Raw genomic sequence first — 19,744 nt, forward strand, 5'->3', positions numbered from 1 at the left:
AAATTTACCAACATTTCACACTAACTTTATACCTTTGACACGCGGACCCGCCTCTCGCGAGGCGCCCGGCCCGACTGGAACTCGCCACCCATTTCCTCGCCGCCCGGCCCATTTCGGGCAATGCGGCTTCGCGTTTTTCAAGGCTCACCCGCCCCAAGGACTTCGACCATGCTCTCCAGGCTCTCGATCAGCGCCAAACTCATCGCCCTCGTTTCCGTCCTGCTGCTCTCGCTCATCGCGCTGGGCACCTACTCCCTCATCGAGGTGCGGACGATCAACGCCTCCACCCAGGAAATCCGGGGCAACTGGCTTCCCAGCATTCGCCTGCTCGGCGAGATGCGGACCCAGGCAGCCCGCTTCCGGGCTGTTTTGCGCGATTACCTGCCCGGGCCAGATGAAACGGAGATGGTCGATATCCAGAAGAATATCGATGCGCGGTCCCGCGATTTCGTGAAAGCCTTCGAAGGCTACGGCAAGCTCATTACGTCGGCCGAAGAAAAAGCGATGTACGATGAGCTCGGCACCGAGTGGAAAGCCTTCCGGGCGGGCGCCGATGAAGTGATCGCAGCGGCCCGCAAATACGACTTCGCGGAAGCTCGCAAGCTGAACGCCACCAAGGTCGTGAAGGTCGGCCGCGGCATGGATGCCGCTCTCGCCAAGATCGTGGTCTTCAACGACAAGGGCGCCGATCATGCCGGCGACACGGCAACCAGCGGCTATGAAAGAGCATTCATGGTCACGCTCGGCGGACTCGCCATCCTGATCCTGCTCGGCGCAGGCGCCGCCTTCCTGATCGTGCGCGACGTCACCAAAGGCATCGCCTCGGTCGTCCACCCGATGCAATTGCTGGCCCAGGGCGATCTGTCTCCGGAGATTCCGCATCAGGGCGCAAAAACCGAGATCGGCAAGATCGCAGCCACGCTGCAAGTTTTCAAGGAAGCGCTGATCGCCAAGAAGGCGGCCGATGCCGCCGCCGCAGAGGAAGCGACGGCCAAGATGCAGCGCGCCGAAGCAGTGGACGGCATCACCCGCAAGTTCGAGAGCATGATCGGTGAACTGGTGGCCTCGTTCTCGTCCGCTTCCACCGAGATGGAATCGTCCGCCGGCACGTTGACCAAGGCCGCCGACGTCACCCAGCAATTGTCGACCTCCGCCGCCAACGGCTCACGCACCGTGTCGGAAAGCATCCAGTCGACCGCCGCCGCGACCGAGGAGATCACCTCCTCCGTCGGCGAGATCGGCCGTCAGGTCATGGAATCGAGCCGAGTCGCCCAGCGCGCCGTGCAGCAGGCCGAAAAGACCAACGCCAGCATCAGCGAACTCTCCGCCGCCGCCGCCCGCATCGGCGACGTCGTCAAGCTGATCACCGCGATCGCCGAGCAGACCAACCTGCTGGCGCTCAACGCCACCATCGAGGCGGCGCGCGCCGGCGAAGCCGGGCGCGGCTTCGCGGTCGTGGCATCCGAGGTCAAGGCGCTCGCCTCGCAGACCGCGAAGGCGACCGACGAGATCGGCGCGCAGATCGCCGGCATGCAGGCCGCGACCGACGACTCGGTGGTGACGATCAAGGAGATCAGCGCGACGATCGACCAGATCTCGGAAATCTCCTCGGCCATTGCCGCCGCCGTCGAGGAACAGGGCGCCGCCACGCAGGAGATCGCCCGCAACGTGCGTCAGGCCGCCGAGCTTTGCTCGCAGGTCGCCGTCAACATCGACGACGTCAGCCGCGGCAACAGCGAGACCGGCGCCGCTTCCTCGCAGGTGTTCTCCGCCGCGCAGTCGCTGGCGCAGGAAAGCACCCGGCTCGAGGTCGAGGTGCAAGGCTTCATCAGCAAGATCCGCGCCGCATAAACGGCACAGCTATCGCAAACAAAACGGCGGCCCACGGGCCGCCGTTTTTATTTGCAGCTATTGCGCCGCCTTTACTGACAGACATTCACAGTCCGCACGTGCCAGCCGGTGCGGGTGTGATAGCGCTGGTTGCGGTAGCACTGATCGGTATAATCGTCGTTGTAGGCGTAATCGTCACCGTAATAGTCGCCGTCGTAATAAGCGCTGTCGTACGGGTAATCGTCGTAATAGCCATTATAGTAGCCGTAGCCCAGCGCCAGACCGCCTGCGCCATAGCCCCAGCCGCGATGACGCCACCAGCCGCCATGGTGGTGGCGAGATCCACCGCTATTGTTCCAGCGGTGATATTGCATGTTCTGCGACACGCGCGCGTTGTTGAATGAGCGAGGCACCATGGCATTGCTGCTGAACGAGCGGTTGACCATCGCGTTGCGCATCACGCCCGGATTGGTGGCCGCGAAGCTGTTGCGCATGCCGCCGCGCGACGCGAAGCTGTTAAATCCTCCGCCACCGCGGGCAAAACCGCCGCCGCCGAAATGTGCGCCGCCACCTCCACCGAAGTGAGCGCCGCCGCCCATATGGCCGCCGCCACCGCCGCGTCCATGCCCCTGCGCTAGCGCCGCGCCGGGATCGAACGCCGCCACGGCGGCGACCAGCGCCGCACCCATCATGATTTTCCTGAACATCGCTAAACCTCCACATCCATATCCGTGGAGATAATGTGCGAGGCTCTATTTCCTTCCCCGGTCAGCTAGTTGTGAACGGGGAACCGGCGTGTCACGCGCCGTTCTGGCCGCGATGCCGCAAAAAGTGATCGGCGAGCACGCACGCCATCATCGCCTCGCCAACCGGTACGGCGCGGATACCGACGCAAGGGTCGTGGCGGCCCTTCGTGACGATATCCGTCTCGGCGCCGGAACGATCCACCGTCCGGCGCGGCGTGAGGATGGATGAGGTCGGCTTCACGGCAAAACGTGCAACCACCGCCTGCCCGGTCGAGATGCCGCCGAGAATGCCGCCCGCATGGTTCGACATGAACACCGGGCCGTTGTTGCCGTGGCGCATCTCGTCGGCGTTGTCCTCGCCGCGCAGTTCGGCCGCGCCGAAGCCCGCGCCGATTTCCACGCCCTTCACCGCATTGATGCTCATCATCGCCGCCGCGATGTCGCCGTCGAGCTTGCCGTAGATCGGCGCGCCCCATCCGGCCGGAACATTCTCCGCGACGACCTCGATCACCGCGCCGATCGACGAGCCGCTTTTGCGAATGTCGTCGAGATACTCCTCGAAGAATTGCGCCTTCACCGGGTCGGGGCAGAAGAACGGATTGCGCGCCACCTCATCCCAGTTCCAGTTGGCGCGGTCGATCTTGTGCGGCCCCATCTGAACGAGCGCGGCGCGCACCTTCACGTCCGGGATGATCTTGCGTGCGATCGCGCCAGCCGCGACGCGCGCGGCGGTCTCGCGCGCCGACGAGCGGCCGCCGCCGCGATAATCGCGGATGCCGTATTTGGCCTCGTAGGTGTAGTCGGCGTGGCCCGGACGATACTTGTCCTTGATGTCGGAATAGTCCTTCGAGCGCTGGTCGGTGTTCTCGATCATCAGCGCGATCGGCGCGCCGGTGGTCACCTGCCCGCGTTCTGTCTCCATCACACCGGACAGGATCTTGACCTGATCGGCCTCCTGCCGCTGGGTGGTGAAGCGCGACTGGCCGGGCTTGCGGCGGTCGAGGTCCAACTGGATTTCCTGGACGGTCAGCGGGACGCGCGGCGGGCAGCCATCCACCACGCAGCCAAGCGCAACCCCGTGGCTCTCGCCAAAGGTGGTGACGCGGAACATGTGACCGAAGGTGTTGAAGGACATGGAGCTAATCCGGGCCGCACAAGCTACGAAATGTCGTGAAAATCGCTACATTTCGTAGCCGGATGTTGCGATGATCGCAACAGTCGTCATGGCCGGGCATAGGCTGTCGAAGACGGGCGTAAACGTCCTTTCGTCCCGGCCATCCAAATCTTAACCATGTCGAAGAGATGAAAGACGTAGATGCCCGGCACAAGGCCGGGCATGACGATAAAGACGGTGCAGGCAGGCGGCTAACGCCCTCAACTATGCTTCGTGACCTTGCCGTCCTTGAAAACGTAGACCACACCCTGCTCGATGTAGATCTCGGCGGCCTTGATCGGCGTTTCGATCTCAAGCGAGGCCATCAGCGCGCGGCAGGAGCCGCCATGCGAGACGGCCACCGTGTCCTGCAACAGCGAATCGTACCAGTCGCGCATGCGCAGCCCGGCCGAGGCATAGCTCTCGCCGCCCGGCGGCGGCACGCTCCATTTGTCGGCCTGCCTGCGGGCGAACAGTTCGGGATGGGACTTCTCCATCTCGATCAGGGTCGAACCTTCCCAATGGCCATACCCGACCTCGCGCAGACGGTCGTCGAGACCGTAATCATCCGGCGCCACGCCGACCTCGCCGCGCACCAGCTCCATGGTCTGCCGGGCGCGGCCGAGCGGCGACGATACGAACGGCATTCTCAATGGATCGTGCGCGTCGGCCTTGAGGATATCGGCCAGCAGTTCGCCCGCGCGAACCGCCTGCTCCCTGCCGCGCTCGTTCAGCGGAATGTCCTTCGTGCCCTGAAAGCGGCCGATGGCGTTCCATTCGGTCTGGCCGTGGCGGATGAAGTAGATGGTGGGATTGGGCATCAGTCTCTCTAAATGCGAGTCGTCATTGCGAGGAGCGTTTGCGACGAAGCAATCCAGCTTCGTCTTCTCAGCTTTCCGGATTGCTTTGCGGAGCCTGTCATCGGGCGGCGCATTCGTGCCTGCCCGTTGGCTCGCAATGACAGCGTTGTTAGTCCTTGCCGCCGAGCGAAATGTCCGGCGCGTCGGGCCGCTTCATGCCGACGACGTTATAGCCGGAATCGACATGATGAATTTCGCCGGTGACGCCGCGCGACAGGTCGGACAACAGATACATCGCGCTGTCGCCGACTTCTTCCTGCGTCACGGTCCGGCGCAGCGGCGAATTGTACTCGTTCCACTTCAGGATGTAACGGAAATCGCCGATGCCGGATGCCGCGAGCGTCTTGATCGGCCCGGCCGAGATGGCGTTGACGCGGATGTTCTTCTCGCCGAGATCGGCGGCGAGATAGCGCACGCTCGCCTCAAGTGCTGCCTTCGCGACACCCATGACGTTGTAATGCGGCATCCATTTCTCGGCGCCGTAATAGGACAGCGTGAGAATAGAGCCGCCCTCGGTCATCAGGTGCTCAGCGCGCTGGGCGATCGCGGTCAGCGAGTAGCAGGAGATCAGCATCGATTTGGAGAAATTCGCTTCGCTGGTGTCGAGATAGCGGCCGTCGAGTTCATCCTTGTCGGCGAACGCGATGGCATGGACGACGAAATCGATCTTGCCCCACTGTTTTTTCGCTTCGGCGAACACCGCATCGATGCTGGCGCCATCGGTCACGTCGCAATGGCCGAGCGTGATCGCACCAAGCTCCCTGGCGAGCGGCTCGACGCGCTTCTTCAGGGCATCGCCCTGCCAGGTCAGCGCAAGCTCCGCGCCCTGGTCCCGGCAGGATTTGGCGATGCCATAGGCAATCGAGCGATTGTTGGCGACGCCAAGGATAATGCCCCGCTTGCCGCGCATCAGGCCGGTGATGTCCGCCATGAAAGCTGTCCGTTTTGGCTGAAAATGGAGGCCCGTCTTGGCATAGGCGGTCTGGCCGGGCAAGGCGGGAATCAGCCAGACTTGATGAACCCAAGGCTGCCGGTAACCGCTCCTCCTCCCAAGGCCGGTGAGGGCGGGAATAGACGTGTTTTCACGGTGTTATAGCTGACAACCAACTTTATACGCGGGCCAGGCGGCCCCTTTGCAGGCTCAAGACAGGTCCATGACCGACTTCCGCGACAGTGTCGAGACCATGATCCCCGCGCTGCGCCGCTATGCGAGGGCATTGACCCGCGATGCGGATCTTGCCGATGACCTCGTGCAGGATACGCTGGTGCGGGCGTTGCGCTCGGAGAAGCTGTTTCTGGGTGGCGATCTGCGCGCCTGGCTTTACACGATCCTGACCAACCTCAACCGCAACCGCCGCCGTTCGCTGGCGCGGCAGCCGGTGCTGACAGAACTTCGCGACACGCCCGAACCTTCCGGCACCGAGGCCGAGGGCCGCGACATCACCCGCGCGCTCGCCACGCTGCCGGAAGAACAGCGCGCGGTGCTGCTGCTGGTGGCGCTGGAAGGCCTGAGCTATCGCGACGTGGCCGAAATCCAGGGCGTGCCGATGGGCACCGTGATGTCGCGCCTCGCCCGCGCCCGCGCCCAAATCCGATCCGTCCTCGAAGGCGAGCGCCCCGCGCTTCGCTGCGTCAAGTGAACCCCGTGCTTCTGGAAAAGACCCCCGCGATGATTCACGATACCCCCATCACCGAAGACGAACTCCACGCCTATGTGGACGGCGAACTGCCGCCGGAACGCCGCGAGGCCGTGGAGGCATGGCTCGCCACGCATCCCGACGATACCGCGCGGGTTCACCAGTGGCGCGCGATGAGCGATATGCTGCATGCGAAATATGACGACGTGGCCGATGAGCCGATTCCGGCACGCCTCAGGCTCGACCGGCTCGATCAGCGTCCGCGACAGTGGGCCTACATGGCCGTCGCCGCGACGCTCGCCGCCTTCGTCATCGGCGGCGGTACCGGCTATGCGCTGCGCGGCGCAACCGCACAGTCATCCACCATGGCAAGTTTCACCGGGGACGCGCTGGAGGCGCACCGGCTTTACGTGGTGGATGTGCGTCATCCCGTCGAAATCGCCGCGAGCGAACGCGCTCATCTTCAGCAATGGCTGTCCAACCGCTGCGGATGGCAGGTGCGCGCGCCCGAACTCGACGCGCAGGGCCTGAGGCTCGTCGGCGGCAGGCTGCTGCCCGGCCCGACCGGTCCGGCCTCGTTCTTCATGTACGAGAATGCGGCGGGAGAGCGATTCACGATCTATGCCTCGCGCGCGAACAACGAGACCAGCAACATGCGCTACGCCACCCGTGACAAGGATGGCGCGATGTACTGGGCCGACAACGGCGTCGGCTATGTGGTGGCGGGACCGGTCGACAAGCAGAAGCTGACGCAGGTCGCGCGGCTGGTGTTCGACCAGACCGATCAGGCCGGGCAGAAGCTGTAGGGTCGATTCATTGCGATTTAACTGGCCGTCGTCCCCGCGAAGGCGGGGACCCAGTCGTCAAACTGGATTCCCGCTTTCGCGGGAATGACGGGTGACTTCACGCCCCGTAATAGTCGCCGACGGATTTCGTGCCCGCGGCCCAATCCCACTCGGTGCCAGCCTCGTATTTCGGGCCGGCCTTCAGCTTCTCGACCGGAATCATGATCTGGTAGCCGCCGAGTTCGACGTTGTATTTCAGCGCGGGCCACGGCAGCGGATAATGCTCGTCGCCGATGCCGAGAAAGCCGCCGAAGCTCAGCACCGCGAACGAGACGCGGCCGCTGACTTTCTCGATCATGACGCGCTCGATCGCGCCGATCTTCTCGGCATTGGCATCGAACACCGATGTGCCTTGCACACGATCGCTTCCGATCAGACTGGATGTCGAGCGATTGAGGTTCGTCGGCATGGCGGACTCCTTTTGGCAGGGAGTCAATGCATGCACCGGTGGCGGGGTTCCAACGCTGCGAAGGCGACAAAACGCATCATGGCCTGAGCGTCGCTCAGGCCATGATGCAGCAACGAATGATGACAGGCTAAGACCTTTACGTACTGCGTCCCGCCTCGCGCTGGGCCGCGAGAAAATCGGACAGCTTCTGCGCCTTGGTGCGCGTGTCCTTCACGGCTTTCGCCTTTGTCTTTTTCACAGCCGGAGGAGATTTCTCCGCTTCCTCGGCTTCCTTCGCCAAGCGCAAGGCACGCAGCCTTGCCATATTCTGACGGACAGCAACCGCCTCGCGTTCGAAATCGGCGAGCGCCTTGTCACCCTCGATACGGGCGACACGCTGCTTCTCCGCGCGAGCGATCTGTTCGGGAGTTTGGGATTTGGCTGTTTTGCTCATCCCTGGAATATAGGGATAAATGCGCCGGTTTCCACCCGCAGAGGGCGCCGCAAAAGACTCATTTTTGCCATCTTTTGGCCCGGCCCTAACCGAGCCCGCTGCGAGGATTGTAGGTATGGCTGGTGCGCCATTTCTCCATCAGCGCTTCCAGCTCCGCATCGTTGCCGTCCGGCAATACGATACGAATGGTGACATAGAGGTCGCCGCCCGCGCCTTTCGCAGGCACGCCCTTGCCTTTCAGCCTGAAGGTGCGGCCGCTGGAGGTGTTCTTCGGGATCGTCAATTCGACCGCGCCCTTCAGCGTCGGCACCCGCACCTTGCCGCCGAGCACGGCCTCGTACAGCGTGACGGGCAACTCCACGCGCAGATCATTGCCCTCGATCTTGAAGAACGGATGGGCTGCGATGTTGATCGTCAGCAACACATCGCCGGGCGGATGGCCGGGCGCGGTGTCGCCCTGCCCCTTCAGGCGGATCTGCTGTCCGGAGGTCACGCCCGCCGGAATCCTGACATTGAGCTCCTTGCCGTTCGGCAGGCGGATGCGCTTGCTGGCGCCATTCACGGCTTCTTCCAGCGACACGCTCATCGTCGCCGCGACATCGAGATCGACGCCGATGCCGGTGTCGAATTCAAAACCGCCACGCCCGCCGCGCGGTCCCGCGCCCGCACGGCCGCCGAACATGCTGGAGAGAATGTCCTCGAAACTGTTCGCGCCAGCGGCACCCGCGCCCGGGCCGCCGCCCGTGAAGGAATATTCAAAACCGCCGGGTCCCGCGCGGCCCTGAGCACCGCGCGCGCCGAACGGCGAGCCTGCGCCCTCAAAGCCCTGAAAGCGCGGCTTGCCTTCGGCGTCGATCTCGCCGCGATCAAATTGCTTGCGCTTGGCCTCGTCGCCTAAAATCTCGTTCGCCGAATTGATTTCGGCAAACCGCGCCGCCGCTTTCGCGTCGTTCTTGTTGGCGTCGGGATGGTGTTTCTTGGCGAGCTTGCGAAATGCGCTTTTGATCTCGGCAGCGCTTGCGCTTCGCTGCACCCCCAGAACCTCATAGGGGTCGCGCATTCGTGGTCTCTCCTTTGGGCAACAAGATTAGGCCGGACGGCCCGCTCATTAAATGGGAACGCTCCGGCTCCGTTACAACCGTTTTATGACCGCTTCCAGGGCTTCATGTTGCGAATTTCCCAGGCTCCCGTGGTCGATTTACAGGCTTCGCCTTGCAGCCAGCCCTCGCTGGTGCCGCGCACGTAGCTTGCGAGGAAGTCCCGGCAGGTCCGGCCGCCCTCGCCGGTATAGGCCGAAGCCAATGGCGTGACCGAGCCGCGCGCGCCGGTCTGTGGATTCTCCCAGGGCTGGCTCGCATCCTTGGTGCCACGAGTGAGTACATCGGACGCCGCATTGCGCGCCAGCGCAAGATCGCTGTCGGACAGACTGGTATCGTCGGTCAGTCGAAGCGGGACGATCGATCCCGTGATGTCCTCGGCGGCAGCCGCAGGCGTTTCCTTCGCCTTGTCGCCTCCGAACATATCGCCGAGCCGATAGCTGCAACCGCCCGCGCAAGCGCTGAATCCGGCCAGCACCATCACCATCGCGATCCGGCGGATCGGCGATATCCCCGCGCGACGGCATGCCGTATAAGGGGGGTGAGACGCGCAATCGAAAGGCGCGGTCGGACGCAACGCGGTACTCCAGACATGACTAGTCCAGACACCATCCAACACCAGACTCCGTTAACATCCGGTGATTTTACGGAAAGCACTGAACCATTTGAGCTTTTTACGGCATGGTTCAATGAGGCCAGAGCGTCGGAGCTCAATGACCCGAATGCCATGGCGCTGGCCACCGCGGACGCGGACGGTATGCCGGACGTCCGCATGGTGTTGATGAACGGCCTCGGTCCCGAGGGTTTCGTGTTCTACAGCCACATCAATAGCGCCAAGGGGCGTGAACTGGCCGCGAACCCGAAAGCCGCCCTGCTGTTTCACTGGAAGTCGCTGCGCCGTCAGGTGCGCGTCCGCGGACCTGTCAGCCCCGTCAGCGATGCCGAAGCCGACGCCTATTTCGCGACCCGCCCGAAACAGTCGCAGATCGGCGCATGGGCGAGCAAGCAAAGTCAGCCGCTGGAGAGCCGCCTCGCCTTCGAGAAGGCGATAGCGCTCAACGCGGCGAAATATGCGATCGGTGAAGTCCCTCGCCCGCCGGGCTGGAGCGGATGGCGCATCGTCCCGCAATCGATCGAATTCTGGCACGACCGCCCATTCCGCCTGCACGACCGCATCGTGTTCCAGCGCGAAAGCGACGGCTGGACCAGGACACGCCTCTATCCTTGAACTATTCCACTGGCGTCTCACCTCTTGTAAGTGAACAATCCTGACATGACGGCATCAACCTCCAATCAGCCACGCCGCACGCTGCTGCTCACCGGCGCGAGCCGCGGCATCGGCCATGCGACCGTGATCCGTTTCTCCAGCGCGGGCTGGCGGGTCATCACCTGTTCGCGTCATCCGTTTCCCGAACAGTGCCCGTGGGACGCAGGCCCCGAGGATCACATTCAGGTTGACCTGTCCGATGTCGCCGACACTGAGCGCGCGATTCAGGAAATCCGCGGACGCCTCGAAGGCGGCCAGCTCCATGCGCTGGTGAACAACGCCGCGATCTCGCCCAAGGCCGAGGGCGGCGGGCGGCTCGGCACCATCAGGACCGACAACGACACCTGGGCGAAAGTCTTTCGCGTCAATTTTCTCGCGCCGGTGTTTCTCGCGCGCGGCCTGATCGAGGAATTGAAAGCCACCAAGGGATCGGTGGTGAACGTGACCTCGATCGCGGGCTCGCGCGTGCATCCGTTCGCGGGCGCGGCCTATGCGACGTCGAAGGCGGCGCTCGCCGCATTGACGCGCGAGATGGCCTACGATTTCGGCAAGGTCGGCGTGCGCGTCAACGCCATCGCACCCGGCGAGATCGACACCTCGATCCTTTCGCCCGGCACCGAAAAGATCGTCGAGCAGCAGATTCCAATGCAGCGCCTCGGCACGCCCGACGAAGTGGCGAAGATCATCTATGTGCTGTGCACCGAAACCTCATCCTATGTGAACGGCGCGGAAATCCACATCAACGGCGGCCAGCACGTTTAAGCGAGGCGGAACCTGAACGCAGCCTTGCGGGTTTGTCCTCATTCCTCGCAAGGCGCTCCTCCGTGGCACGCAAAAAACTCTCGGTCTATCGCACCAAACGCGACTTCACGAAAACCGCTGAGCCGAGCGGTGCCGCGAAAGTGACGCGCGGAAAACTGCCGCGCTTCGTCATCCAGAAGCATGACGCCACCCGGCTGCACTACGACCTGCGGCTCGAGTTCGACGGCGTCTTCAAATCATGGGCGGTGACGCGCGGCCCATCGCTCGACCCGAAGGACAAGCGCCTCGCGGTCGAGGTCGAGGATCACCCGCTCGATTACGGCGACTTCGAAGGTACGATCCCGAAGGGCCAGTACGGCGGCGGCACGGTGATGCTGTGGGATCGCGGCTATTGGTACAGCGACAATCCGGAAGCAGGTTTCAAGAAAGGCGATCTGAAATTCGCGCTCGAAGGCGAAAAGTTGCACGGCGAATGGGTGCTGGTGCGGATGCGCCATGACCGCAACGGGGGCAAACGCACCAACTGGCTTCTCATCAAGCATCGCGATGAATACGCGCGCGAAGGCAAGAAGAACGACATTCTCGACGAGGAGCGCTCCGTTGCCTCCGGCCGTACGATGGCGCAGATCGCGCAAGGCAAGGGGCGCGGACCGACGCCGTTCATGACGGCCAAAGGCAGCTTAAAAGGAGGCCGCACAAAGGCCGACCGGGTCTGGCAATCCAATCAGGGCATGGCCGCGAATCTGCGGGCGAAATCCGCGACGAAGACCCTCGCTCCCTCCAAAGGGAGAGCACCGGCGAAGATCGCGCGCAAGGCAGAGCGACTCCCCGACTTCATTGCACCGCAATTGTGCAAATCCGTCTCGCGCCCGCCCAACGGTGGCGAATGGATTCACGAGATCAAATTCGACGGCTACCGGATGCAGCTGCGCGTCGAGAGCAAGAAGGCCACCTTGCGAACGCGCAAGGGCCTCGACTGGACCGCGAAATTTCCGGCCATCGCGAAAGCCGCCGCGCGGCTTCCGGACGGCATCATCGACGGCGAGATCGTCGCCCTCGACCACAACGGGCATCCCAGTTTCGCCTCGCTGCAAACGGCACTCTCCGACAGCAACACTGATGAACTGGTCTTCTTCGCGTTCGACCTTCTTTTCAGCAAGGACGCCGACCTGCGGCGACTACCCCTGAGCGAACGCAAGGCATACCTGAAAGCAATCCTGAAGAACGGCACCGGCAGCGGCGTGATCCGTTATGTCGAGCACTTCGAGAGCGGCGGCGACGCGATCCTGAAATCGGCCTGCCGCCTGTCGCTGGAAGGCATCATCTCGAAGCGTGCCGATGCGCTCTATCATTCGGGCCGCACAGAAAGCTGGCGGAAAGCCAAATGCCGCGCCGGCCACGAGGTCGTGATCGGCGGCTGGAAAACCACTGACGGCAAATTCCGCTCGCTGATGGTTGGCGTGCCGCACGAGGATCATCTCGCCTATGTCGGCATCGTCGGCACCGGATACGGCAAGGATGTCGTCAAGCGGATCATGCCGGAATTGAAGAAGGCCGGCTCAACAACGAATCCGTTCGGCGGCAACAACGCGCCGAAGAAAACCCCCGATGTGCACTGGGTCAAACCAGAGCTTGTCGCCGAAATCGAATTCGCGGGCTGGACCGGCGACAACATGGTGCGGCAGGCCGCGTTCAAGGGACTGCGCAAGGACAAGTCCGCCGACGAAGTGCGGGTAGACGAGCCCGCCGTCACCACCGTCGCCAAGCCTGTGCCGCGCAAAACACGCGCGGCGAAATCCGCAGGCGCGCCGTCCAAAGGCAACGCCGTGGTGATGGGCCTGACCGTCTCCAAACCGGACAAGCCGCTCTGGCCGGACGACGGCAAGGGCGAGCCGATCACCAAGCTCGATCTTGCCCGCTATATGGAAGATATCGGCACGCATCTGCTGCCGCATATCAAAGGGCGGCCCTGCTCCATCATCCGCGCGCCGGACGGCATCGATGGCGAGACATTCTTCCAGCGCCACGCCATGGCCGGCATGTCGAACCTGATCGGCGAGGTGCGCGTCTCCGGCGACCGCAAGCCTTATATCCAGATCGACCGCATCGAAGGACTTGTCGCGGCGGCGCAGATCGGCGGCATCGAATTTCATCCATGGAATTGCGCCGAAGGCGAGCCAGACGTGCCGGGCCGTCTGGTGTTCGATCTCGACCCCGCGCCGGATGTTGCCTTCACCGAAGTCATCAAGGCCGCGCGCGACATGCATGAGCGCCTTTCATCCCTTGGGCTGGAAAATTTCTGCAAGACCACCGGCGGCAAGGGATTGCATGTCGTCACGCCTTTGAAGGATGCGAAGAAGGATCGCATCGATTGGAAAACGGCGAAGGCATTTGCGCAGGCCGTGTGTCAGGCGATGGCGGCGGACGAACCGGAGCGCTATCTGCTCAACATGTCGAAGAAGAAACGCGAGGGAAAGATCTTCCTCGACTACCTGCGCAACGACCGGATGTCGACGGCGGTGGCGCCGTTCTCGCCACGGGGACGCAAGTTCGCGCCGGTGTCGATGCCGCTGACATGGGCTCAGGTGCGCCCCGGTCTCGATCCGCTAACCTTCACGCTGCGCACCGTGCCCGGATTGGTGAGGACATCGAAGGCATGGACGGACTATGCCCGCGCCGCGCGCTCGCTCAAGAGCGCAATCAAAAAGACCGGACTATAATTCAGCCGACTTCGCCTGCGAGCCAATCCCGGTATTTTCCGCTGACACCATCGACCGGCAACCGGACGATCTCCGGCACCTCGTAGGGATGCCGTTCGAGGAGAAATGCCTCGAGCGCGGAATATTGATCGGCCAATGTCTTGAACAGGATCATCTGTTCGCCGTCCTCGACAATCTTGCCGTCCCAGCGATAGCAACTCGAAATCGGCAGAGTCTGCGCACAGGCGGCGAGACGAACCTCGATGACGGCGCGCGCGAGCTCCCTCGCCTGTTCCGCGCTCATCACGGTCGTCATCACGATGCAGGCGTCACCGGCCATCGCAACCCGCTTCCAAGGAAACTACAGCCACTTCTTCCACTTGAAGAACACATACGGCAGCACCGCCGCCATCAGCATCGCAATCAGCGCCAGCGGATAGCCGTGCGGCCATTCCAGCTCCGGCATCATCTTGAAGTTCATGCCGTAGATCGAGGCGATCAGGGTCGGCGGCATCAAGACCACCGCCATCACCGAGAACAGCTTGATGATGTTGTTCTGTTCGAGGTTGACGACGCCGAGCATGGCGTCGAGCACGAAGGTGATCTTGTTCGACAGATAAGAGGCGTGATCGGTCAGCGACTGCACGTCGCGTTGCAGGGTCTTGAACTGCGCCTTCTGCTCCTTGCTCCAGCGCCCGTTCTGGTCGGTCTCGACGGTGACGAAGGAAATGACACGCCCGATCGACACCAGACTTTCACGCACCTTCGATGTCAGGTCGCCCTTGCGGCCGATGGTGAGAAGGATCTGGGAATATTTGCGCGCGTGGCCACGGTCGGCGGACGGCTCGAAAATCTCGTTGCTCACGTTATCGACATCGGACCCGACACGCTCGAGAATATCGGCGGAACGGTCGATGATTGCATCGAGCAGATCGAGCAGCACGGTGTCGCCCGTAATTCCCGAGGGGCACGCCCGGCCGAGCTTGGCGGCAATCAGCATGAAGGGTTTCGGCTCGTCGTAGCGCACCGTGACGAGGCGATGCGCGGTCAGGATGAACGACACCGGCGCGGTGCGCGGGTTGGCGCCATCGGTGCCGCACATCAGGGTCGCCGTCATGTAGCGCGCGCCGTTCTCGACATAGAGACGCGAGGAGATTTCGATCTCCTGCATGTCTTCGCGGGTCGGAATTTCGATGCCCACGAGCTTTTCCACCGCCTTGTCCTCGCCGGGAATCGGCGATTTGAGGTCCAGCCAGACGGCGTCCTCCGGCAGCGCGGCGAGATCCACGGTTTCCAGCTTTTTCAGCGAGCCTGCCGAAGGTGCGAATACTGACAGCATGAAAGCCTCCGGCATGCGGCGTGGTGTCGCCTCGCCAAAACACAAATTCGTTCGATTCGGCAAGCCGGGAGGGGTGAAAAGCCCGGGAAATGCCAATTCCGTGATGAGGGGTATCCTCAAGGGGTATTTGTCGCACAGGAGTGCGGCAGCAATGCCACAGGTCCGATGTTGCGTAGCAAAACCTGCGCCGAATCTCTGGAATTGGGTGAAAACCTGATGTTTATAAACTGTAGCGATACTGCGGCGGCGCGTCGCTCCTTAAGAGCCATTTTCGATCTTTCGCCGCCACCGGGATTTACATCGATGCCGTCGATTGCTTCCAAGTTTGCCGTTCTCGTCGCCGGCCTGATGCTGGCGGGTTGCATGCAGACAACCCATTACGAGGCCATGAACGAAAGCCTGCTCAAGCCGCGTGACAAGGATTACCTGGCCAAGGTGTCCTACGTCAAAACGCCGGTCGCCGAGCCGTTCCGTCGCGCCATCGTCGAATATCACCGCAAGGAAGCGCCCGGTTCCATCGTGGTCGATTCCGACAACCACTACCTTTATTACGTCCTCGATGGCGGCAAGGCGATCCGCTACGGCATCACCGTCGGCGAGGAAGCCATGGCCTGGTCCGGCATCGCCAAGGTCGGCGCCATGACCGAGTGGCCGGACTGGCACCCCACCCCGGGCGAGATCAAGCGTCTTGGCGTTCCGACCTTCGTCAAGGGCGGCCCGGACAACCCGATGGGATCGCGCGCGATCTACCTGTATTCGGGCGGCAAGGACACGCTGTTCCGCATCCACGGTACCAACCAGCCGGAATATATCGGCGCCTCGATTTCCTCGGGCTGCATCCGCATGACCAACGAGGACGTCATCGACCTGTACAACAAGGTCAAGATGGGCGCGATCGTCGTCGTGCTCGATCCCAAGCAGGGCGACTCGCCCTACAATTCAAAGATGGCGCTGCAAGGCGGCACGGCTTACCAGTAAGCCTCTGCAATTCATCTGACGACAAACGCCGCCCAATGGGCGGCGTTTTTTATTGGGCGCTGGTCATTTCTCGCGTGCAGGCTCGTCCTGCCTGTCCGCGGCCTCGCCGGAAGCCGCCGTACCCTGCTCCACCGCCGCGGCACGCGGCGGCGCATCCGAGGGCCGTTCGGCGGGCAACAGCGGCGGCGTTTCCGGCAGCGGATCGTACACGTTCCACTGGCACAGTTTGTAATTGTTGCGGCGCTGCGCGATGTCGAGATGGATGTGGTCTTCGTGATACCAGTCCGAGCCCGGCCCGAGCACCGTGGTGAAACGCCCGCACACCGACCACAGCACCTTTTCGCGAATCTCGCGCGATAGACCGCGATCCGTCAGCGAGAGTTTCGTGCCGTTGGCGAGATCGAGGCTGCGGACATCGAGCGCATTCGCCTTGCCGTGTTCCGACAGCTTGGCGCCCTTCACCCGGTTACGGCCGCGACACTCGTAGGAATCGAAATTATCGAGACCCCTGAGAACGGAACCGAGGCTTTCCGCGAGCGGTTCGGCATCGTCGCGAATCCAATCCGCCACCGCGCGCGCCATCTCACAGCGCAGCGTCGCCGCCGGTTTCAGATCGACACGCTGACCGCCGCGCAGCACAACAGCTTCGAGTTTCACCAGATCGTCACCCCCGCATCCATTGGCCTCGTGGATCGGCGCGATCGACGGCGCGATGGCGATATCCCCGGTTAGCGCACGGCGGCAAGCCGAAGGCTCGGGGGCGGCCGGTGGAGCGGGAGCCGCTGCGTTGCCCTCCTCCGATTTCGGAGCCGTGTCGCCGCCTGCTGCCGCTGCCGCTGGAGCTTCCGCAGGCCGAGGCTGCGGCAAGGGCACGGCAGTCTCCGCCACGGACGGCATCGTGAGCGAAAGGCCGAGCACGAGGGCTACGCCTGCGCTCCGGAGCATCTCCGCGCGATGATTTCGGTGAAAGAGCATCGGCGGGCAAGGCATTCCGGGATTCGGATTTCTACAGGAGGGATGAAAAGAAGCCGGTGCGTTCGCACGCGTCTGGCGCCAGCATAAAGTGCGATGCAGCCACTGCCAATTCCGGCGGCTGGATCGATACGATAGAACGGAACCATGGGGCTGATTCTTATTCTCATTGTGGGGCTCGTGGCCGGTATTTTCAGCGGGATCGTTGGAACCGGCTCGTCCATCATGCTCGTGCCGGTGCTGGCAACGATCTACGGCCCGAAAGCGGCCGTTCCGATCATGGCCGTCGCCGCCGTGATGGCGAACTTCTCGCGCATCCTCGCATGGTGGCGCACGGTCGACTGGCGCGCCTTCGCGGCTTACAGCATCACCGGCGGTCCGGCGGCGTTCCTTGGCGCGCAGACGCTCCTGATCCTGCCAAACCGCGCGGTCGATCTCACCATCGGGCTGTTTCTGATCTCGATGATTCCGATCCGGCACTGGCTTGGCAGCCGGATGATCCGCCTGAAGCTGTGGCACATGGCTCTGGCAGGCGCGATCATCGGATTCCTGACCGGCATCGTGGTGTCCACGGGGCCGATTTCCGTTCCGGTGTTCCTCGGCTACGGGCTGGTGAAGGGCGCTTTCCTCGCGACGGAGGCCGCATCCTCGCTGGTGATCTATGTGGTCAAGGTGCTGACCTTCCAGACCAGCGGCGCGCTGCCATGGGATCTCGTGCTGAAGGGCTTCATCACCGGCTTTTCCATCATGGCGGGCACCTTCATCGCAAAACCGTTCGTGCTGCGGCTCTCGCCAGACACCTTCCGCCATGTCATGGACGGCCTGATGCTGATCTCCGGCCTGACCATGGTCTGGAATGCGGTAGTCGCGGCGTGAATTCGCCGTTCTGCGGCTTCCCTCCGCGCACGGAAATGGGCTACGTGAACCCGTCGGCGCATCCTCCCGCGCCAGTGGATCGTCGAATGGCCCGCCGCTTTTCCGCCGCCTATCAGAAGGAGCCGATCTCCGCCCTCGCCTCATGGGCACGGCGGATGGCCCTGTTCGCACTGGTCGCCACCCTTGCGTCGGTGCTGGTGGTACGCTTCGGCTTTCTCGATTTCCGTCCCGCGCTCGCGACCTTCTTCGGCGCGCTGGCGCTTTCCGGCATTTCCATCCTTCTGTGTTTCGCCGCCTTCGCCGCGATCTGGCAGAACGGATCGCGCGGCATGACCCGCATCCTGTTCGCGCTGATCGTCAACGCGCTGATCCTCGCCTACCCGGCCTATCTGGCCATCCAGTATCAGCGCCTGCCGCGCCTGTACGACATCTCCACCGATCCGATCGATCCGCCCCGCTTCGATGCGCTGGCCCGCCTGCGCGCCGCCGACGGCGCTAACACCGCCGCCTATGCCGGCCTCTATTCCGCCGAGTTGCAGCGCAAGGCTTATCCCAAGATCGAGCCGATCCTGCTCGATCTGTCGCCGCAGCGGGCCTACGAGATGGTGCTGCGGCTCGTCGCGCACCGCAAATGGCTGATCGTCGACGAACGCCCGCCCCTGCCGCCGCAACGGGTCGGACGGATCGAGGCCGTGGCGCGCACGCTCGTGATGGGCCTGCGCGAGGATGTCTCGATCCGCATCGTGCCCGACGAGGACGGATCGCGCGTCGATATGCGCTCGTCCTCGCGCTATTTCGAGCATGATTTCGGCAGCAACGCCGCGCGCATCAGCGCGTTCGCGAGCGACCTCAACGACGCCGCCGACAACGCCAAGCCCGAAAAGAAGATTCTCGCCCCGGCCAAGGAGCCTCAGCCCAAGGGCGCCAGGAGGCGGTAGGTCTTGTCGATGGTCGGCGCACCGTCGGTCGCGACGATGCCGCGCTCGACCATGTCCTCCAGATGCGCCAGCACCGAATAGCCCGCCGCGTTCATCAGCCGTGGATCGATCCCGATATAGCTCGCGCGCACGATGCTCGGAATGTCCGCCTCGCCCTTCGCCAGGCGATGCAGGATCGAAGCCTCGCGCGCCCTGCGGTGCCGGATCATGAACTGGGTGAAGCGCGGGCCTTCCGGAATTTCCGGCCCGTGGCCGGGAAAATAAAGCTGCTCGGGGCGCGCGGCGAGCTTCTCGAGCGAGGCCATGTAGTCGATCATCGCACCGTCCGGCGGCACCACGATGGTGGTGGACCAACCCATGACATGATCGCCGACGAAGGTGAGCGAGCGCTCTACCCATGAAAACGCCATGTGGTTGGCGGTATGGCCCGGCGTGGCGACGGCCTGCAACGCCCATCCCTCGCCCTCAACGACCTCGCCATCCGTCAGTCGAACATCGGGACGGAAATCCAGATCGTTGGATTCGTGGCGCGGCGGCTCATCCGCATGCATCGGCCGCGCGGGACGGTGCGGCCCTTCGGCATAGACGGTCGCGCCGGTCGCCTTTTTGATCAGCGGCACCGCAGGCGAATGATCGCGATGGGTATGCGTGACGAAAATATGCGTCACGGTCTCCCCGCGCACCGCATCGAGCAACGCGGCGATGTGCGTCGCGTCGTCCGGCCCCGGATCGACGATGGCGACACGGCCCTCGCCCACGATGTAGCTCACCGTGCCGGTGAAGGTGAAGGGACCGGGATTGTCGCACACGACGCGCCGCACCCCCGGCACGGGGCGATCGACAACTCCCGGCTTCAGCGGAAAATCGCGATTGAACGGAATGTCATCATTGACGGACATGCGT

General features: G+C 63.3%; 21 protein-coding genes. 9 read left to right on the forward strand and 12 right to left on the reverse strand.

Features of this window, described 5'->3' with window-relative positions; genetic code table 11:
• The first annotated feature begins 168 nt into the window (after nt 1-168).
• On the forward strand, nt 169-1,851 hold the full coding sequence (locus tag AFIC_RS11495; RefSeq protein WP_275246369.1) for a methyl-accepting chemotaxis protein: 1,683 nt from the start codon (nt 169-171) through the stop codon (nt 1,849-1,851).
• A gap of 71 nt (nt 1,852-1,922) precedes the next feature.
• On the opposite strand, the gene AFIC_RS11500 is transcribed toward AFIC_RS11495, so the two are convergent.
• The 4 genes from AFIC_RS11500 to fabI form a co-directional block, all read right to left on the reverse strand.
• Nucleotides 1,923-2,537 (reverse strand): hypothetical protein, encoded by a 615-nt coding sequence (locus AFIC_RS11500; RefSeq protein WP_275246370.1) that lies wholly within the window; start codon nt 2,535-2,537, stop codon nt 1,923-1,925.
• A gap of 91 nt (nt 2,538-2,628) precedes the next feature.
• Nucleotides 2,629-3,711 (reverse strand): chorismate synthase, encoded by a 1,083-nt coding sequence (gene aroC / locus AFIC_RS11505; RefSeq protein ID WP_275246371.1) that lies wholly within the window; start codon nt 3,709-3,711, stop codon nt 2,629-2,631.
• 239 nt (nt 3,712-3,950) lie between these two features.
• Nucleotides 3,951-4,550 carry a histidine phosphatase family protein gene (locus tag AFIC_RS11510; protein ID WP_275246372.1) on the reverse strand — a complete coding sequence of 200 codons (600 nt, stop codon included), beginning with the start codon at nt 4,548-4,550 and terminating at the stop codon, nt 3,951-3,953.
• Nucleotides 4,551-4,698: 148 nt separating this feature from the next.
• Nucleotides 4,699-5,520 carry an enoyl-ACP reductase FabI gene (gene fabI / locus AFIC_RS11515; protein ID WP_275246373.1) on the reverse strand — a complete coding sequence of 274 codons (822 nt, stop codon included), beginning with the start codon at nt 5,518-5,520 and terminating at the stop codon, nt 4,699-4,701.
• A gap of 223 nt (nt 5,521-5,743) precedes the next feature.
• Between fabI and AFIC_RS11520 the strand changes: the two genes are divergently transcribed.
• Nucleotides 5,744-6,229, forward strand: coding sequence for a sigma-70 family RNA polymerase sigma factor (locus AFIC_RS11520; protein ID WP_275246374.1), 486 nt, complete (start codon nt 5,744-5,746; stop codon nt 6,227-6,229).
• A gap of 29 nt (nt 6,230-6,258) precedes the next feature.
• The gene (locus AFIC_RS11525) at nt 6,259-7,032 is read left to right on the forward strand and encodes an anti-sigma factor family protein (RefSeq protein ID WP_275246375.1); all 774 of its coding nucleotides are present in this window, start codon (nt 6,259-6,261) and stop codon (nt 7,030-7,032) included.
• Between the two features lie 97 nt (nt 7,033-7,129).
• Here the strand turns inward: AFIC_RS11525 and AFIC_RS11530 are convergent, their stop codons facing one another.
• The 4 genes from AFIC_RS11530 to AFIC_RS11545 form a co-directional block, all read right to left on the reverse strand.
• Entirely contained in the window at nt 7,130-7,480 is a 351-nt protein-coding gene (locus AFIC_RS11530; RefSeq protein ID WP_275246376.1) for a PRC-barrel domain-containing protein, read from the reverse strand.
• A 136-nt stretch (nt 7,481-7,616) separates the two neighbouring features.
• Nucleotides 7,617-7,913, reverse strand: coding sequence for a hypothetical protein (locus AFIC_RS11535; protein ID WP_275246377.1), 297 nt, complete (start codon nt 7,911-7,913; stop codon nt 7,617-7,619).
• Nucleotides 7,914-7,998: 85 nt separating this feature from the next.
• Entirely contained in the window at nt 7,999-8,973 is a 975-nt protein-coding gene (locus AFIC_RS11540) for a J domain-containing protein (protein WP_275246378.1), read from the reverse strand.
• A gap of 83 nt (nt 8,974-9,056) precedes the next feature.
• On the reverse strand, nt 9,057-9,587 hold the full coding sequence (locus tag AFIC_RS11545; protein ID WP_420833333.1) for an RT0821/Lpp0805 family surface protein: 531 nt from the start codon (nt 9,585-9,587) through the stop codon (nt 9,057-9,059).
• A 15-nt stretch (nt 9,588-9,602) separates the two neighbouring features.
• On the opposite strand from AFIC_RS11545, the gene pdxH reads away from it, so the two are divergent.
• The 3 genes from pdxH (at nt 9,603) to ligD (ending at nt 13,759) form a co-directional block, all read left to right on the forward strand.
• Entirely contained in the window at nt 9,603-10,238 is a 636-nt protein-coding gene (pdxH, locus tag AFIC_RS11550; RefSeq protein WP_275246380.1) for a pyridoxamine 5'-phosphate oxidase, read from the forward strand.
• Between the two features lie 45 nt (nt 10,239-10,283).
• Complete coding sequence (locus tag AFIC_RS11555) at nt 10,284-11,039, forward strand: SDR family NAD(P)-dependent oxidoreductase (protein ID WP_275246381.1); 756 nt, start codon at nt 10,284-10,286, stop codon at nt 11,037-11,039.
• A gap of 62 nt (nt 11,040-11,101) precedes the next feature.
• Complete coding sequence (gene ligD / locus AFIC_RS11560; protein ID WP_275246382.1) at nt 11,102-13,759, forward strand: DNA ligase D; 2,658 nt, start codon at nt 11,102-11,104, stop codon at nt 13,757-13,759.
• Nucleotide 13,760: 1 nt separating this feature from the next.
• Here ligD and cutA read toward each other — a convergent pair whose 3' ends face one another.
• Both cutA and AFIC_RS11570 read right to left on the reverse strand, forming a co-directional pair.
• On the reverse strand, nt 13,761-14,078 hold the full coding sequence (gene cutA, locus AFIC_RS11565; RefSeq protein ID WP_275246383.1) for a divalent-cation tolerance protein CutA: 318 nt from the start codon (nt 14,076-14,078) through the stop codon (nt 13,761-13,763).
• A gap of 21 nt (nt 14,079-14,099) precedes the next feature.
• Entirely contained in the window at nt 14,100-15,077 is a 978-nt protein-coding gene (locus AFIC_RS11570) for a magnesium transporter CorA family protein (RefSeq protein WP_275246384.1), read from the reverse strand.
• Nucleotides 15,078-15,380: 303 nt separating this feature from the next.
• Between AFIC_RS11570 and AFIC_RS11575 the strand changes: the two genes are divergently transcribed.
• The gene (locus AFIC_RS11575; RefSeq protein WP_275246386.1) at nt 15,381-16,055 is read left to right on the forward strand and encodes a L,D-transpeptidase; all 675 of its coding nucleotides are present in this window, start codon (nt 15,381-15,383) and stop codon (nt 16,053-16,055) included.
• Between the two features lie 63 nt (nt 16,056-16,118).
• On the opposite strand, the gene AFIC_RS11580 is transcribed toward AFIC_RS11575, so the two are convergent.
• Nucleotides 16,119-17,030, reverse strand: coding sequence for an extensin family protein (locus AFIC_RS11580; RefSeq protein WP_275246388.1), 912 nt, complete (start codon nt 17,028-17,030; stop codon nt 16,119-16,121).
• A gap of 144 nt (nt 17,031-17,174) precedes the next feature.
• Between AFIC_RS11580 and AFIC_RS11585 the strand changes: the two genes are divergently transcribed.
• Nucleotides 17,175-17,903, forward strand: coding sequence for a sulfite exporter TauE/SafE family protein (locus AFIC_RS11585; RefSeq protein WP_275246390.1), 729 nt, complete (start codon nt 17,175-17,177; stop codon nt 17,901-17,903).
• An 86-nt stretch (nt 17,904-17,989) separates the two neighbouring features.
• Nucleotides 17,990-18,841, forward strand: a complete 852-nt coding sequence (locus AFIC_RS11590) for a DUF1499 domain-containing protein (protein WP_275246391.1) — start codon at nt 17,990-17,992, stop codon at nt 18,839-18,841.
• On the opposite strand, the gene AFIC_RS11595 is transcribed toward AFIC_RS11590, so the two are convergent.
• Nucleotides 18,814-19,740, reverse strand: coding sequence for an MBL fold metallo-hydrolase (locus AFIC_RS11595; RefSeq protein WP_275246393.1), 927 nt, complete (start codon nt 19,738-19,740; stop codon nt 18,814-18,816). The two genes, AFIC_RS11590 and AFIC_RS11595, sit on opposite strands and share 28 nt — an antisense overlap.
• Between the last annotated feature and the right edge of the window lie 4 nt (nt 19,741-19,744).

Source organism: [Pseudomonas] carboxydohydrogena, assembly GCF_029030725.1.
Taxonomy (GTDB): domain Bacteria; phylum Pseudomonadota; class Alphaproteobacteria; order Rhizobiales; family Xanthobacteraceae; genus Afipia; species Afipia carboxydohydrogena.